This window comes from Kitasatospora sp. NPDC101447 (assembly GCF_044767225.1).
Taxonomy (GTDB): Bacteria; Actinomycetota; Actinomycetes; order Streptomycetales; family Streptomycetaceae; genus Kitasatospora.
Genome location: NZ_JBIWNL010000004.1, coordinates 183,961 through 198,169, shown reverse-complemented (window position 1 = coordinate 198,169; position 14,209 = coordinate 183,961). Strand labels below are relative to the sequence as shown.

Here is a 14,209-nt window from a genome sequence, read left to right as displayed (position 1 = left end):
CATGACCGCACACCCCCGAGGGGCCGGTCGGCTCCGTCGCCGGCTGGCGCTCCCGATGCTGACGGCCGGCCTGCTGCTCCTCACCGCCTGCGGCCCGGAGGACCCGGGCTTCGCGATGCAGAAGGGCTTCGCCCCGCCCGCCCCGGCCACCACCACCGCCCCGGGCCAGGCCGCCGGCGGCACCGCGGCCGCGGCCGGTGCCGCCACCGCCCCCACCGGGGCCGCCAATCCCAAGGCCCTGCCGGCCGGCGTCCCGTACGACGTCACGCCGCTGCTCAAGCCCGGTCTCAAGTACCTCGGCGCCGCCCTGCCCGACGTCCCCGCCTCGATGGACGCGCTGGGCCCCTACAGCGCCACGATCGGCAAGCAGCCCAACGTCCTGGAGTACTACGCCCACTGGAAGGGCGGCTTCGACACCGCCGGCGTGCGGCGGATCTACGAGGCCGGGGCGCTGCCGTACATGGCCTGGGAGCCGTACGACCACTCGCTCGCCTCGATCGCGGCCGGGGACACCGACGACTACGTGCGCGGCGTCGCCAAGGCCGTCGCCAAGCTCAACCTGCCGATCGCCGTCAGCATCGCCCACGAGATGAACGGCGACTGGTACCCGTGGGGCCGCCAGGCCTCCAGCCCGGCGGACTTCGTCGGCGCCTGGCGCCACGTCCACGACATCTTCGACCAGGCCGGCGCGACCAACGTGATCTGGGTGTGGAGCCCCAACATCACCGACCCCGCGCCCAACACCCGCCTGGCGCCGTACTACCCCGGCGACACCTACGTCGACTGGGCCGGCATGACCGGCTACTTCACCAAGAGCGGGCCGAAGACCTTCGAGACCCTGTACGGGCCGACCATGGCCGAGATCCGCACCTTCTCCAAGAAGCCCTTCTTCATCAGCGAGACCGCCTCCGAGCAGGGCAAGCGCCAACGCGCCGACATCGACCAGCTGTTCTCCGGGCTGGAGGCGCACGACGACATCGTCGGCTTCGTCTGGTTCAACATCGTCAAGCGGGCGGACTGGCGGGTCGAGGCCGTCCCGGACACCCTCGCCGCCTTCAAGCAGCGCGTGTCCGACCCCCGCTACGGCTTCGACATCCGGAACCCCCGATGAGCACTGACTCCGACTTCAACCCGTTCGCCCCCATCCCGCGCCGCCGCGCGCCGAAGGGCGACGCACCGCCCGGCGGCGCCGTGCCCGACGGGCCCGCGCCCGACGGGCCCACGCCCGAGCGCGCCACGCCCGAGCGCACCGCGCCCGCCGGCACCGCGCCCGCCGGCTCCGCGACCGGCCGCGCCGCCCGTCGCCGGGCCGCGGGGTCGGAGCCGACCGTCCCCGGGCCCCGCACGGACACCGCCACGCCGACCGCGGCACCGGCCAGGGCGGCCACGGCCACCGCGACCGCCGAGGCCAACCCCGACGGCATCGAGCTGGCCCCGTACACCATCCCGCAGGTCCCCACGATCGGCTGGGACCCGGGCACCAGCCCGCGCCGCCGCTGGATCGCCCGCGGCCTGCTCGGCGCCGTCCTGGCCGTCCAGGCCGCGCTCTCGCTGCGCCTGCTCGCCGCCGCGCACCCCGACGAGGCCGCCGCGATGGTCGCCGGCCGCCAGCAGCTCGCCCATCTGATGCACGGCACCCCGGTCACCACCGACCTGGTCGACCGGATCAACGGCTCGCCCTGGCTCTACCCGCCGCTGGCGGGCGCGGCCGCCGACGCCAACGGCATCTGGGGCACCCGGCTGCTCAGCCTCGGCTTCGCGCTGGCCACCACCGTGCTGCTGTACTCGCTGACCCGGCGGCTGTTCAACGAGCGGGTCGCGATCTGCGCGATAGCCGTCTACGCCGTCCTGCAGTCCACCGTCGTGGTCGGCTTCTACGCCGCCCCCGAGTCCCTCGCCGTGCTGCTGGTCGCCCTCGCGGCCTGGGCCACGGTGTTCACCTCACGGCGACATCCGGCGCTGGTCCTGACCGCCGCCCCGGCCGCCGCGCTCGCCTGCGCCGTCGCGTACTCCGCGGCCTTCGCCGTGCCCGCCCTGGTCGGCCTCGCGCTGGCCACCGCCCGTCCGCACCGCCGCCTCGGCCCGGCCGCCCTGCGCGCCCTGCTGCTGGCCGCCGGCACCGTCGTCCTGCTGCTGCCGTACGGCACGCTGGGCGAGCTCGCCGGGTGGTCGCCCTCGCACGGCAACGCCCCCGGCTCGGCCGGCGCCGTCCTGTTCTCCACCGTCCAGTGGAGCGGCCTGTTCACCGTCCTCGCGGTGGCCGGCACGATCGCGTACGCGCGCCGCGAGCAGATGAACGAGCACGACGCGCCCGAGAAGGAGGCCGTTCCCACCTCGCGCGGCCACCGCGCCCTGCTCGGCACCGTGCTGACCGCCACCGCCCTGCTCGTCCCGGCCGCGCACGTGTGGACCGGCACCTCCGGGGCACTGTTCCGCCACCTCGCCTACGGCATGCTGCTGGCCGCCCCGCTCGCCGGGGTCGGCCTGACCCGGCTGGTGGGCGCCCACTTCCGCCACCCCCAGCTCGGCATCCTGGTCTGGGTCGCGCTGCTCGCCCTCGGCCTGGAGCAGTCCGCCCTGCGGTACCAGAACGGACCCGACTCCGGCCGCCTGCTGGCCGTCCTGCGGTCCCACGCGGTGCCCCAGGGGCGCTACCTCACCGAGGTCGACGGACTCGCCGAGTACTACCTCGGCGCGGTCAGCAAGCCCGAGCAGTGGGTCTCCGCGCGCACCGGCACGGAGTACCGCGACGCGGCCGGCGTGCAGCACCACGGGGACGACGGGAGCGTCGCCGCGATCCGCGACGGCTGGTTCACGATGGTCGTCCTCGACAGCACCGCGCCGCGCGCCACCGACCGCGCCCTGAGCGCCGCGCTGGCGGCCGGCGGGCAGTACCGACTGGTGGCGCAATTCACTTCGCCGACCGGCGATTCGAGCACGTACAAGGTCTATCTCAAGCACTGACCGGCCGACGGGCCCGCCCACGCGGGCGACACGACAGGCACAACATATGGTGCCGCCGCAGAGCAGCGGCACTACATGTATGCTCGCTTCTGCTGTCGATGCAGGGGAACCCGGTGCGAATCCGGGACTGCCCCGCAGCGGTGTGCGGGCGGCTGGAGCAGCTGTCCCCGCGAGTCCGAGTACCTGCCGGCGGCGTGCGCCACGGCCCTCCCGCAGAGGCCGCGCCAGCACCAAGCACCACCCCTCCGGGCCTCGCGGGCGGGCCGGGGAGACACCGTCGCGCGACGCCGTTTGCGTTCGTGCCGTGCTCCCCTGCCCCGACCGGCCCGAGGCTCCGATCACCGCCGCCGATCGCCGCCAGGAGAGAGCGCCTTGACCACCGCTGCCTCAGCCACCCTGCCCGCCCAGGGCTCCGGTACCGCCTTCATCGACCCGAAGGTCTCCGACCCCGGCGGCGCCCTGCTGCGGCTGCTCACCGACCGCAGTGTCGACCTCCCCGAGGTCGACCCCGGCCATGTCGCCGCCGCTGCGCTGCGCGGCCGCCACGCCGGCTCGGACTTCGCCGAGCTGCGCGGGCTGGCCGTGGACGCCGCCGCGTCGATGATCGCCGAGGACCCGCAGTACTCGAAGCTCGCCGCCCGCCTGCTCGCGCTGGAGATCGTCGACGAGGCGAACAGCCAGGGCTCCACGTCCTTCTCCGCCTCGATCGCCGTCGGCCACGCCGAGGGCCTGATCGGCGACACCACCGCGGACTTCGTCGCCAAGCACGCCGCCGCGCTGAACGCCCTGATCGACGCCGCGGGCGACGACCGCTTCGAGTACTTCGGCCTGCGCACCGTGCAGTCCCGCTACCTGCTGCGCCACCCGATCACCCGCAAGGTGGTCGAGACCCCGCAGCACTTCCTGCTCCGCGTCGCCTGTGGCCTGGCGGTCGGCGACAACGAGCAGTCGGTGCGCGAGGTGGCCGAGCTGTACGGCCTGATGAGCCGCCTGGAGTACCTCACCTCCTCGCCGACGCTCTTCAACTCCGGCACCCGCCACCCGCAGATGTCGAGCTGCTACCTGCTCGACTCCCCGCTGGACAACCTGGACTCGATCTACAACCGCTACGCGCAGATCGCCCGCCTGTCCAAGCACGCCGGCGGCATCGGCCTGTCCTACTCGCGCATCCGCTCGCGCGGCAGCCTGATCCGCGGCACCAACGGCAAGTCCAACGGCATCGTGCCGTTCCTGCGCACCCTCGACTCCTCGGTCGCCGCCGTCAACCAGGGCGGCCGCCGCAAGGGCGCCGCGTGCGTCTACCTGGAGACCTGGCACGCCGACATCGAGGAGTTCCTGGAGCTCCGCGACAACACCGGCGAGGAAGCCCGCCGCACCCACAACCTCAACCTGGCGCACTGGATCCCGGACGAGTTCATGCGCCGGGTCAACGCCAACGCGGACTGGTCGCTGTTCTCCCCGGCCGACGTGCCCGAGCTGGTCGACCTGTGGGGCGAGGAGTTCGACGAGGCCTACCGCAAGGCCGAGCAGGCCGGCAAGGCCGTCCGCACCATCCCGGCGCAGACCCTCTACGCCCGCATGATGCGCACCCTGGCGCAGACCGGCAACGGCTGGATGACCTTCAAGGACGCCTCCAACCGCGCCGCCAACCAGACCGCGCTGCCGGGCCGCACGGTGCACTCCTCCAACCTGTGCACCGAGATCCTGGAGGTCACGGACGACTCCGAGACCGCCGTCTGCAACCTGGGTTCGGTCAACCTCGGTGCGCACGTCGCCGTCGGCGCCTCCGCGGACGACCTGCTCGGCGCGATGGACTGGGAGCGCCTCGACGCCACCGTCCGCACCGCCGTCACCTTCCTCGACCGCGTGGTGGACATCAACTTCTACCCGACCACCGAGGCCGGGACGTCCAACTCCCGCTGGCGCCCGGTCGGCCTCGGCGTGATGGGCCTCCAGGACGTCTTCTTCAAGCTGCGGATCGACTTCGACTCCGCGCAGGCCGCGCGGCTGTCCACGCTCATCGCCGAGCGCATCATGCTCACCGCGTACGAGCGCTCCGCCGACCTGGCCGAGCAGCTGGGCCGCCACGAGGCGTACGGCGAGACCCGCGCCGCCCGCGGCGAGCTGCACATCGACCACTTCCCGACGGCCGCCCCGCAGTGGGCCGACCGCTGGACGGCGCTGCGCGCCCGGATCGCCGAGACCGGCCTGCGCAACTCGCTGCTGCTGGCCATCGCGCCGACCGCGACCATCGCGTCCATCGCCGGCGTGTACGAGTGCATCGAGCCGCAGGTGTCCAACCTGTTCAAGCGCGAGACGCTCAGCGGCGAGTTCCTCCAGGTCAACCCGTACCTGGTGCGCGAGCTCAAGGAGCTCGGCGTCTGGGACCAGCAGACCCGCGACTCGCTGCGCGACGCCAACGGCTCCGTCCAGGAGCTGAACTGGCTGCCGGCCGAGGTCCGTTCGCTCTACCGGACGGCCTGGGAGCTGCCGCAGCGCGCGCTGATCGACCTGGCCGCGGCCCGCATGCCGTACCTGGACCAGAGCCAGTCGCTGAACCTGTTCATGGCGGCGCCGACCATCGGCAAGCTGAGCTCGATGTACGCCTACGCGTGGAAGGTGGGTCTGAAGACCACCTACTACCTGCGCTCGCGTCCCGCGACCCGCATCGCCCAGGCCGCCTCCGGTGCCGCCCGCAGCGCCGTGCCGGTCCCCGCCCCCACCATGACCCAGGCCGAGCAGGACGCCATCGCCTGCTCCCTGGAGAACCCCGAGTCCTGCGAGGCCTGCCAGTGAGCACCCCCGACGACCGCAAGATGCTGCTCGACCCCGGCTTCGAGCTGACCCTGCGCCCGATGCGCTACCCGTCGTTCTACGACCGGTACCGGGACGCGATCAAGAACACCTGGACCGTGGAGGAGGTGGACCTGCACTCCGACGTCGCCGACCTCGCCAAGCTGAGCGACGGCGAGCGGCACATGATCGGCCGGCTGGTCGCCTTCTTCGCGACCGGTGACTCGATCGTCGCGAACAACGTGGTGCTGAGCCTCTACAAGCACATCAACTCCCCGGAGGCGCGCCTGTACCTGTCGCGCCAGCTGTTCGAGGAGGCCGTGCACGTCCAGTTCTACCTGACGCTGCTGGACACCTACCTTCCGGACCCGGAGGACCGCAACGCGGCCTTCGCCGCGGTGGAGAACATCCCCTCCATCCACCAGAAGGCGCAGTTCTGCTTCAAGTACATGAACGCGGTCGACCACATCGACTCGCTGCAGACGAAGGAGGACAGGCGGGCGTTCCTGCTCAACCTGATCTGCTTCGCGGCGTGCGTCGAGGGCCTGTTCTTCTACGGCGCGTTCGCGTACGTGTACTGGTTCCGGTCGCGCGGCCTGCTGCACGGCCTGGCCACGGGTACCAACTGGGTGTTCCGCGACGAGTCCATGCACATGGACTTCGCGTTCTCGGTGGTGGACACCGTCCGCGAGGAGGAGCCCGACCTCTTCGACGACGAGATGGCCAAGCAGGTCACGGAGATGCTGGAGGAGGCCGTCGAGGCCGAGCTCCAGTTCGCCCAGGACCTGTGCGGCGAGGGCCTGCCGGGCATGAACACCGCCTCGATGCGGGAGTACCTGCAGGCGGTGGCCGACCAGCGCCTGGCGCGTCTGGGTCTGCCGATCCGGTACGGGTCGACCAACCCGTTCGGCTTCATGGAGCTGCAGAACGTCCAGGAGCTGACCAACTTCTTCGAGCGGCGCGTGTCGGCGTACCAGGTCGCGGTCGAGGGTTCGGTCTCCTTCGACGACGACTTCTAAGTCGACAACAACGTTCAGCGAACAGCGGAGCTGCCGTCACGGCAGCTCCGCTGTCGGTTCTCGGTGTTCGGGGGATAGCCAGGAATGTCCAAGCTCCAACAGCGTGTGATCAACGGCCCGTTCGGGCCGATCCAGGTCAGTCATGACCGCTGGCCGTCCGTCGTGGCCCGGGTGCAGGGGGTGGGGATGCCCACCGTCACGGTGGTGCCCGACCGCGAGCACGGCGCCATGAACGTCAACGGCCAGAACGTGCCGATCAGGCGGAAGTCGCGCACCCGCACGGCCGTGGTGGGCGAGCGCACCTACGAGCTGCGGGCCACCAGCCTCCGCCGGGCGGAGCTGCGCCGCAACGGGGTGCGCATAGCGGATGCCCGCGGCTCGTACCGGGCGTATGCGCCAGGAAGCACGATTCCCGGCCTGAGCGCCCGGATCACCTGGTCCCAGGGCATCGACCCCACGGATGTGGCGGTCGCCCAGTCCATGGTCCTCGCATTCGGCGCCGGTGGTCCAGGAGCGGTCCTGAGGACCATGTTCTTCTGGGTCGACAACTTCAGCTGAGAGCAGGATGCTGCCCCGCACGGCCACAGCCGTGCGGGGCAGCACTGTTGATTCAGTCGGTCGGAAACTCGCCGGACTTGACCCCGGCGAGAAAGGAAGACCAGGCATCGGCCGGGAAGGGCAAAGCCGGCCCCTCCGGGTCCTTGGAGTCGCGAACCGCCATCCCGCCCGACGTCACGAATCGGGTCTCCACGCACTCGTTCACCGCGCTGTAGCTGCTTCTCTGCCAATCAACTTCGCTGGCTGCGCCGGGAGCAAGCTCGGCCACCTCGACGCAATCACCGCCCTGCCCGCTGTAACCGGACTTGCGCCACACGACGTCTCCAAGCTCCGATGCCAGCACGTCGCCTCCCTCTCCGGTCCCGCCGGGTACGGTTCCCGCCACACCCGAGCAATCACATCGAGACCCGTCTACCCGCCCGGGAACTCCTCAGCCTTCACCCCTGACAGGAAGGACGACCAAGCATCAGCCCGGAAGAGCAGTGTCGGCCCATCAGGGTCCTTCGAGTCCCGCACTGGAACAACTCCGGTCACACCAACCGCGATCTCCACACAGTTGCTCTGCGCGCCTGAGAACGATGACTTTCGCCAGCTGAGATCAGCAGCGGCCGCCCCCTCGGGGATGCTACTCATCGCTGTTCTTTCCTTTCGCGATGCGCTCGATGAGCGCGACTGATTCCTTTCGAGGCAGAGACTCGGCCAGCGCCCGCCGGAACAGGTTGGAGTACTTGAAGACCTCTCCCGGCTCCTCGATATAGAGCGTGCTGAGGAGGCTGTCCACGTATACGACGTCCGTCTCAGTGCTCTCGGGGAAGCTCAGGATGACGAGCGGCCCGAACAGTGCGGCGTGGACATCCGAGTCCTCCGGCAGCACCTGGATGTTGATGTTGGGCTGGTCCGCCATGAGGACGAGGTAGTCGAGTTGCTCGCGCATCACCGCGCGCCCACCGATCTGGTGCTTCAGCACAGATTCCGACAGCACGACCCAGAGCCGGAGCGGAGACTCGCGCTTCAGCACCGAGCGCCGTTCCAGCCGCACCTTGGTCAGCTGCTCGACCTGTTCAACGGTGGCGTCCTCTATCTGCGCCCGCACGACCGCCCGCGTGTAGTCCTCGGTCTGCAGGAGTCCTGGGACAAGGAAGGTCTCCACGCTGTAGGCGTCCGAGGCATCAGCCTCCAATGAGATGTAGTCCGCATAGAGAGGCGACAGCGCATCCGAATACCGGTCCCACCAGCCACGCAGGCGCCCATCCCGCGCCAGATCCTCCAACCGGCTACGCGTCGCCTGGTCCGTCACGCCGTAGAGGTCGAGTAGCAGCCGGAGATCCACGAGCCTGATACCGGACTGCGCAGCCTCGATCCGGCTGATCTTGCTCTCCGCGCAGTCCAGTTGCCTGGCGGACTGAGCCATCGTCATCCGCGCAGCAACCCGCAACTCCTTGAGCGTTCGAGCCAGACGTCGCTGTCGAACCGTCGGATTCCTGTTCACGGGCACGCGTTGACCTCCCAGCGGTATGTGCATTGCCAGTCTGCCGCCCTCCGCCCGCGACAACAATCTTTGATCAGTTCCAAAGTCGAGACTTGCACTCCAGAAGAGAAGCGGGGCATGCTACTCAACGTAGTCCGCTAGGCAACACACCGTGATCATGGCGGACTTCACCCGGGCATTCCCATGCCTTCTTCAGCTGCTGTCACCCGCACACTCCAGAGGTGGCCCCGCCATGCCTGAAACCGTCTCCCCCGCCCCCAGCGAGCAGACCTGCTGGCTGCCCCGGCACCACAGGTCCCCCCGCGCCGCCCGTCAGGAGCTGCGGGACTTCCTCCGCCCCCACCCCGCGGGCAAACCCCTGCTCCCCACCGGTGAGTTGCTGGTCAGCGAGCTGGTCACCAACGCCGTCCAGCACGCCCGCACGCCGCGCGGGCGCCTGATCTTCATCCGCTTCCACTTCTCCTCCGACGACGACACCCTCCGTATCGAGGTGCACGACGCCGACAGCGAGAAGCCCTCGCTCCGCGACACCACCACCGCCGACGAGAGCGGCCGAGGCCTGTTGCTGGTCCACGAGTTGGCCACCCAGTGGGGCTGCTGCCCGCGCGCCGGCGGCATCGGGAAGTTCGTCTGGTGCCACGTGTCCGCCCCCGCCGAGGCCGCCGCGTGAGCACCGTCCGGGCCGAGATCTCGGGCATCATGCTGCCCACGGTGTTTCCCAGCCTCGACCACGCCCTCCCCGTCATGTGGGAGCGCGTCCGCAACCTGCCGATCCGCGAGGCCCACCGGGACCTCATCCGGCTCTGCATCGGCCCGGGCGGCGGCGAGGGCGTCGCACGCCGCCTGCACCAGGACGGCAGCTGGAGCATCACCCTCTACGTCGGCGACATGACCGACTGGACCGCCCACCCGATCACCATCACCACCGACCGCCCCTGAACTCCCCCGCCCCGCCCCGGCATCCACGCCGGGGCGGGGCGGCCGAACCCCCTTTCCCGCTCTCGAAAGATCGCGTCCTTGACCCCGAAGCGCCGGGCGGGAAAGGCTTGGAACCGACGAGTCACCCCCTCTGGAGGATCACTTCCGTGCTCAAGGGTCAAGACTTCAGCCGCCTCTTCGAGACGTTCGAACAAACGGCCTTCCGCCTCGAAACACTGGCCGTCTACGACGTGGATGAAGAACGCGAGGAGTTCGAGGACTTCCTCGCGGGGAAGGGGTTGCCGCCCGACTGCTCCGAGAACCCGTGGGTTCGCTCCATGACCGACCTGGGCAAACAGGTGTCCCGGGTGCACGTCCTCCGATCTCCGCTCTCGGACTATCTCCGGTACGAGTTGGCGGCATACCCCGGCAACATCAAGGCCGGCGAGTCGATCGGCATCATCGACACGGCCTGCCAGCAGGTGGTCGGACTGCCCGACCATGACTTCTGGCTGTTCGACGACGCCAAGGTCTACCGGATGCACTACACCGAGTCCGGCCAGTTCATCGGAGCTGAACTCCTGCCCGCCGACCGACTCCCGGAGTACCGGCAGTACCGGGACATCGCCCAAGCGAACGCCATGCCCTTCGGGGAGTACACGGCGGCTTGAGCGGCGAACCTCTCGATATCCGACAGAAGCTCCTCGTCTTGGCCGAGCCACAGCGATCCGTTTCGGCGGGCCCTCGCTCCTCGCAAGGGCCCGCCGGGGAACAGGTGCCATCGCCGCTGAACTCTTGAGCTTCTGTTCGAAGTTGGGCCGGTTTCCAGTATTGGAAACATGAACCTCTTGCCTACGCCCGACCCGACTCGGGAGCATCGTAGGGACACCGAGCGAGGAGACAGCGTGGAGCTGACACGACTTGTGGGTTCCTGTGAAGACGGCGATTGCCCGACGCTCTACCTGACGGATCGGGGAACTCTCGCCGTCCAGGGCGAGCACCTCACCGAGCACGACCTCCAGGTTCCGGTTCACGAGACACTGGTCGAAATTCCCGTCGAACTCATCCGAAAGGCGATCCGTGACAACCTCATCTAGGACCCTCGGGGACTGGTTCTCAGAGTTCGATCGAGACGCGTTCCGGCTGGAGACGCTGGATGACTACAGCCAGTCCGGTGGGGTGGACGCCTATCAGGCCTTCCTCGCAGGCGAGGGACAACCGGAGAGCTTCAAGACCGCCGCGTGGGTCCAGACCGTAGCCGATGCCACTCGTTCGGGTAAGCGCATGTACCGCGTGCACGTCCTCACCCGCCCGCTCACGGACTACCTCCGGTTCGAACTCGCATGGGGATACCACCGGAACATGGCAGCCGGTGAGGAGTTCTTCATCCTCGACACCACGAGTCAGGAGAATCCCGTTCCCGAGGCGCCGGACTTCTGGCTCTTCGATGACGAGACGGCTGCCCAGATGAGCTACGACAGCAACGGGAAGTACCTTGGTGCCGAGTTCCTCACCGGCACCGTGATCCCCCGCTTCAAGGCGTACCGTGACATTGCGATGGCGAACTCAGTCCCCTTCACGGATTGGTGGGCCGAGCACGGCGAGTGAACAGAACTCAGCTCGGGGCAGCGCTGCGGGAACTTCGGCAGTCTTCCGGAAAGGAAGCCAAGGCCGTCGCCCGCAGCGCCGTCATGTCTCCGAGCAAGTTGAGCAAGATCGAAACCGGCAAGGTGCCCCCCACCGTCGTGGATGTGGAACGCATCCTTGAAGCCATAGGCGTGTCCGACGAGGTCAAGGCCGAGTACATGGCCGCCGCGCGGGCCGAGGCCACCGAGGCGACAGCCTGGCGCCTGGTACGACGTCTGGGCTATCACCGCAAGCAGCAGCAGATCAAGGCACTGGACGACTCGACCACCCTGCTTCGCGTGTTCCAGCCGTCTCTTGTTCCCGGGTTGCTCCAAACCCCGGAATACGTGCGAGCCGTCTTCGAGGGGAAGAACCTCGGCGAGGAGCAGCTGTCTCGGACGGTTTCAGCGCGGCTTGCGAGACAACAGTGCCTCTACGACACCACCAAGTCGCTCCGGTTCATCATCACCGAGTCGGTTCTTCGCTGGCGCCTCGTTCCCGCGGCGATGATGGCCGGGCAGCTGGACCGCATCATCTCCGTTTCACGTCTCGGCCATGTCGACATCCGGGTCGTTCCGCTGGCTGTCCCGCAGTCCGACGTGCCGTCGCACTCCTTCGTGATCCGCGATGACCGCATGGTCACGGTCGAGACCGTGCACGCCGAACTGGCGGTCACCGACCCGCGCGACGTTGAGATGTACGTACGCAAGTTCAACAGGTTCTCCGACCGTGCCGTGTCCGGCGACACGATGCGCCGCATGCTCGAAGCCATCCGGGACCAGTTCTTGGCGGAACTGGAAAGCGCTCCGTAACCACGCGATCCACAGTCGACCGCGGCGTTGGCCTTCCGCCTTCGGGAAGTGCCCAAGGAGCCCGGTCGATAGCCGAGCGCAGGAAGTCGGCCATGTCGACTTCCTGCGCCACAACGACGGCCCAGGCGAATTCTTTCGGCAACAGGAAACCGCGTAGGAATCACGGCGGGCCTCTCGTAACTTGATGGCTCCCAGAATCATTTCCCAGAATCCCGGGAGCCGCCATGTCCGCTGCGAATTCCGAACAGCCGAGCGAAACGAGCCCGCAACTCAACCGGCGCCGCACGCATGCGGAGCTCATGGCGCTGATCGACAGCAACCCTGTCCGGAAGGACCTCACCACCGGCGGCCTGGTCGAGATCGTCGGCGCCGAGAACGGCCGGGCTCTGGTCCGGCCGCTGTTCGAGCCGGACGCCCCGGCGCGCCAGGTGCCCGCCGACCAGCTCACCACGCGCATCAGCCTCTGGGGCTGAACCCGCTCCCGCGATTCCTCCTCTCACACGTCCGCCCAACTCCTGGGCGGAGCGGGGCCGTTTCGCGCCCCGAAGCATTACCGGAAGGTGCAGGCAATGACCGATCACAACCTGTACGAACTCGACCTCTCGCAGATCGAGTTCAACCGCGCGTGCGGTGGCAACCAGGGCGGAGGTGACGACGGCACCGAGACCTGCGTGACCCTCGGTGTCGTGCCCGACGCCCCGGGTGTCTTCGCCCTCGGCGACAGCAAGCGGCCCGACCGTGAACCGCTGCTGTTCACGGCCCAGGAGCTGACCGAGGCCGGGATCGACCCGGCGCGGTTCGGCCTGTCGGTCTGACGTCCCCCGACAGCCTCGGCCGCCCGCAGTCCCGTGCGGGCGGCCGAGGCCCCCAACCCCTGCGAGGAGGAGCGCGCTTGCATTTCCACGGCTACGAGTGGGCCGGTGACGGCCGGCTGCTGGCGCGGGAGTCGGAGCGCCGACCGGTCGAGGCCGCACGGTTCGGCCTCTCGGAGCTGCCGCCGATGATGACGGGCTGGTGGCTGCTGCGGCCGCCCTCCCAGGTCCGAGCCACCTGGAAGCACCCGGAAGATGCCGCCGACTGGCTCGCGGAGCGCTACGAGCAGCACACGCCCGGCGGCGACCCCTGGCTCCCGACCGCCGCACGTCGCCGGTTCGCCCTCGACCAACTGGCCCGGGCCTCCGACGTGACCTGGTCCCGCTGGGTGTCCGACATCCGGTGGTCGGGCCACTACGTGATCGTGTGCCCCAATCGCACCTGGCCGGGCCTCCCCTGCCCGACCGGCCGGCTCGCTCAGTAGTTCATGGTGTAGGTCCAGTCACCCCGCAGGGCAGCACACATCCCGTCGAGCGCCTGCCGGTTGAAGGCCCGGACGCAGAGCCAGCCGAGTTCGACGTCGGGGTCCGTCCGGTCGATGCACACCAGTACCTCCGGTCCCGCGTACCACCGGCGGCCGTCCTCCTCCGGCCCTTCCTCGAAGGGCGGCACCGGGGTGAACTCCCGTCAATGTCGCCAGGCGCCGCTTCCCGACGCATCCCGCCCATGTCGTCGCAGAGGAGGTTCCCGTTCAGCACCGACTCCACGAAAGCCGCGGAGAAGCGGTCGGCCATCGGCTCCCACTCCGCATCCACCGGATCGCCCGGGGTCGCGTCGGTCACCAGTGGCGGGTCGTCACCGCCGGCCTGGTCGAGCCGGATTCCGACCGCCCAGTACCAGTACCGCTCGGCCATGAAGACGAGGATCCCGTCCTCCACCTCCACGTCCTCCAGCGGGATCCACTGTTCCTGGCCGCCGAACAGGTCGAAGCGCCGCCCGAACCGGCCGTACGCCTCGCGCAGGGCGCCGGGCAGCGGCAGGCCGAGGCGCTGCTCGGCCGCGGCGAGCTCTTCCTCCGTGCAGCCGTGCGCCTCCTCGACCGGTGCTCCGAGGTGCGCGGCGAACCGTTCGACGAACCGCCAGGCGGCGGCCGGGCCCGCGAGCGAGGCGGACAGCTCGGCCGGAAGATCGAATGTCGTGGACACCCCGGTACGGTA

At 69.4% G+C, this 14,209-nt stretch carries 18 protein-coding genes and 1 riboswitch; of the genes, 14 read left to right on the top strand and 4 right to left on the bottom strand.

Annotation, left to right across the window (positions count from 1 at the left end):
- Nucleotide 1 precedes the first annotated feature (1 nt).
- The 5 genes from ACIRST_RS07960 (at nucleotide 2) to ACIRST_RS07940 (ending at nucleotide 7,334) form a co-directional block, all read left to right on the top strand.
- Nucleotides 2-1,111 (top strand): glycoside hydrolase family 26 protein, encoded by a 1,110-nt coding sequence (locus ACIRST_RS07960; RefSeq protein WP_402800769.1) that lies wholly within the window; start codon nucleotides 2-4, stop codon nucleotides 1,109-1,111.
- Entirely contained in the window at nucleotides 1,108-2,964 is a 1,857-nt protein-coding gene (locus tag ACIRST_RS07955; protein ID WP_402800768.1) for a glycosyltransferase family 39 protein, read from the top strand. The genes ACIRST_RS07960 and ACIRST_RS07955 overlap by 4 nt, the downstream gene beginning before the upstream one ends.
- Nucleotides 2,965-3,026: 62 nt before the next feature.
- Nucleotides 3,027-3,170: riboswitch (cobalamin riboswitch) on the top strand.
- Between the two features lie 190 nt (nucleotides 3,171-3,360).
- A complete protein-coding gene (locus ACIRST_RS07950) occupies nucleotides 3,361-5,760 on the top strand; it encodes a ribonucleoside-diphosphate reductase subunit alpha (protein WP_402800947.1) in 2,400 nt (799 codons plus the stop codon).
- A 20-nt stretch (nucleotides 5,761-5,780) separates the two neighbouring features.
- Entirely contained in the window at nucleotides 5,781-6,776 is a 996-nt protein-coding gene (locus ACIRST_RS07945) for a ribonucleotide-diphosphate reductase subunit beta (RefSeq protein WP_350523035.1), read from the top strand.
- 84 nt (nucleotides 6,777-6,860) lie between these two features.
- The gene (locus ACIRST_RS07940; RefSeq protein WP_402800767.1) at nucleotides 6,861-7,334 is read left to right on the top strand and encodes a hypothetical protein; all 474 of its coding nucleotides are present in this window, start codon (nucleotides 6,861-6,863) and stop codon (nucleotides 7,332-7,334) included.
- A gap of 52 nt (nucleotides 7,335-7,386) precedes the next feature.
- On the opposite strand, the gene ACIRST_RS07935 is transcribed toward ACIRST_RS07940, so the two are convergent.
- The 3 genes from ACIRST_RS07935 to ACIRST_RS07925 all read right to left on the bottom strand — a co-directional run bounded on the left by ACIRST_RS07935 (nucleotide 7,387) and on the right by ACIRST_RS07925 (nucleotide 8,829).
- A complete protein-coding gene (locus ACIRST_RS07935; protein ID WP_402800765.1) occupies nucleotides 7,387-7,677 on the bottom strand; it encodes a DUF397 domain-containing protein in 291 nt (96 codons plus the stop codon).
- Between the two features lie 68 nt (nucleotides 7,678-7,745).
- Nucleotides 7,746-7,967 (bottom strand): DUF397 domain-containing protein, encoded by a 222-nt coding sequence (locus ACIRST_RS07930; protein WP_402800764.1) that lies wholly within the window; start codon nucleotides 7,965-7,967, stop codon nucleotides 7,746-7,748.
- Complete coding sequence (locus tag ACIRST_RS07925) at nucleotides 7,960-8,829, bottom strand: helix-turn-helix domain-containing protein (RefSeq protein WP_402800762.1); 870 nt, start codon at nucleotides 8,827-8,829, stop codon at nucleotides 7,960-7,962. Before ACIRST_RS07925 ends, ACIRST_RS07930 begins: the two co-directional genes overlap by 8 nt.
- A 226-nt stretch (nucleotides 8,830-9,055) precedes the next feature.
- Between ACIRST_RS07925 and ACIRST_RS07920 the strand changes: the two genes are divergently transcribed.
- The 9 genes from ACIRST_RS07920 (at nucleotide 9,056) to ACIRST_RS07880 (ending at nucleotide 13,476) form a co-directional block, all read left to right on the top strand.
- Nucleotides 9,056-9,493, top strand: a complete 438-nt coding sequence (locus ACIRST_RS07920) for an ATP-binding protein (protein ID WP_402800760.1) — start codon at nucleotides 9,056-9,058, stop codon at nucleotides 9,491-9,493.
- Entirely contained in the window at nucleotides 9,490-9,762 is a 273-nt protein-coding gene (locus ACIRST_RS07915) for a hypothetical protein (protein WP_402800759.1), read from the top strand. The genes ACIRST_RS07920 and ACIRST_RS07915 overlap by 4 nt, the downstream gene beginning before the upstream one ends.
- Before the next feature lie 146 nt (nucleotides 9,763-9,908).
- Entirely contained in the window at nucleotides 9,909-10,412 is a 504-nt protein-coding gene (locus ACIRST_RS07910) for a DUF6879 family protein (protein ID WP_402800757.1), read from the top strand.
- A 234-nt stretch (nucleotides 10,413-10,646) separates the two neighbouring features.
- Entirely contained in the window at nucleotides 10,647-10,838 is a 192-nt protein-coding gene (locus ACIRST_RS07905; protein ID WP_402800755.1) for a hypothetical protein, read from the top strand.
- Nucleotides 10,822-11,349: a DUF6879 family protein gene (locus ACIRST_RS07900; protein ID WP_402800752.1), complete on the top strand. Its 528-nt coding sequence runs from the start codon at nucleotides 10,822-10,824 to the stop codon at nucleotides 11,347-11,349. The genes ACIRST_RS07905 and ACIRST_RS07900 overlap by 17 nt, the downstream gene beginning before the upstream one ends.
- Entirely contained in the window at nucleotides 11,346-12,179 is an 834-nt protein-coding gene (locus ACIRST_RS07895) for a helix-turn-helix domain-containing protein (RefSeq protein ID WP_402800749.1), read from the top strand. Before ACIRST_RS07900 ends, ACIRST_RS07895 begins: the two co-directional genes overlap by 4 nt.
- 224 nt (nucleotides 12,180-12,403) lie before the next feature.
- Nucleotides 12,404-12,652, top strand: a complete 249-nt coding sequence (locus tag ACIRST_RS07890) for a hypothetical protein (protein ID WP_402800747.1) — start codon at nucleotides 12,404-12,406, stop codon at nucleotides 12,650-12,652.
- 96 nt (nucleotides 12,653-12,748) lie between these two features.
- On the top strand, nucleotides 12,749-12,994 hold the full coding sequence (locus ACIRST_RS07885) for a DUF397 domain-containing protein (RefSeq protein WP_402800745.1): 246 nt from the start codon (nucleotides 12,749-12,751) through the stop codon (nucleotides 12,992-12,994).
- Between the two features lie 77 nt (nucleotides 12,995-13,071).
- Nucleotides 13,072-13,476 (top strand): hypothetical protein, encoded by a 405-nt coding sequence (locus ACIRST_RS07880; RefSeq protein ID WP_402800744.1) that lies wholly within the window; start codon nucleotides 13,072-13,074, stop codon nucleotides 13,474-13,476.
- A 1-nt stretch (nucleotide 13,477) separates the two neighbouring features.
- Here the strand turns inward: ACIRST_RS07880 and ACIRST_RS07875 are convergent, their stop codons facing one another.
- On the bottom strand, nucleotides 13,478-14,197 hold the full coding sequence (locus ACIRST_RS07875) for a hypothetical protein (RefSeq protein WP_402800743.1): 720 nt from the start codon (nucleotides 14,195-14,197) through the stop codon (nucleotides 13,478-13,480).
- Between the last annotated feature and the right edge of the window lie 12 nt (nucleotides 14,198-14,209).

Bases quoted from the DNA above. Each gene is read 5' to 3' on its own strand.
- ACIRST_RS07960 (WP_402800769.1), top strand. From the start codon at position 2: ATGACCGCACACCCCCGAGGGGCCGGTCGGCTCCGTCGCCGGCTGGCG.
- ACIRST_RS07955 (WP_402800768.1), top strand. From the start codon at position 1,108: ATGAGCACTGACTCCGACTTCAACCCGTTCGCCCCCATCCCGCGCCGC.
- ACIRST_RS07945 (WP_350523035.1), top strand. From the start codon at position 5,781: ATGCTGCTCGACCCCGGCTTCGAGCTGACCCTGCGCCCGATGCGCTAC.
- ACIRST_RS07940 (WP_402800767.1), top strand. From the start codon at position 6,861: ATGTCCAAGCTCCAACAGCGTGTGATCAACGGCCCGTTCGGGCCGATC.
- ACIRST_RS07930 (WP_402800764.1), bottom strand. From the start codon at position 7,967: ATGAGTAGCATCCCCGAGGGGGCGGCCGCTGCTGATCTCAGCTGGCGA.
- ACIRST_RS07920 (WP_402800760.1), top strand. From the start codon at position 9,056: ATGCCTGAAACCGTCTCCCCCGCCCCCAGCGAGCAGACCTGCTGGCTG.
- ACIRST_RS07890 (WP_402800747.1), top strand. From the start codon at position 12,404: ATGTCCGCTGCGAATTCCGAACAGCCGAGCGAAACGAGCCCGCAACTC.
- ACIRST_RS07885 (WP_402800745.1), top strand. From the start codon at position 12,749: ATGACCGATCACAACCTGTACGAACTCGACCTCTCGCAGATCGAGTTC.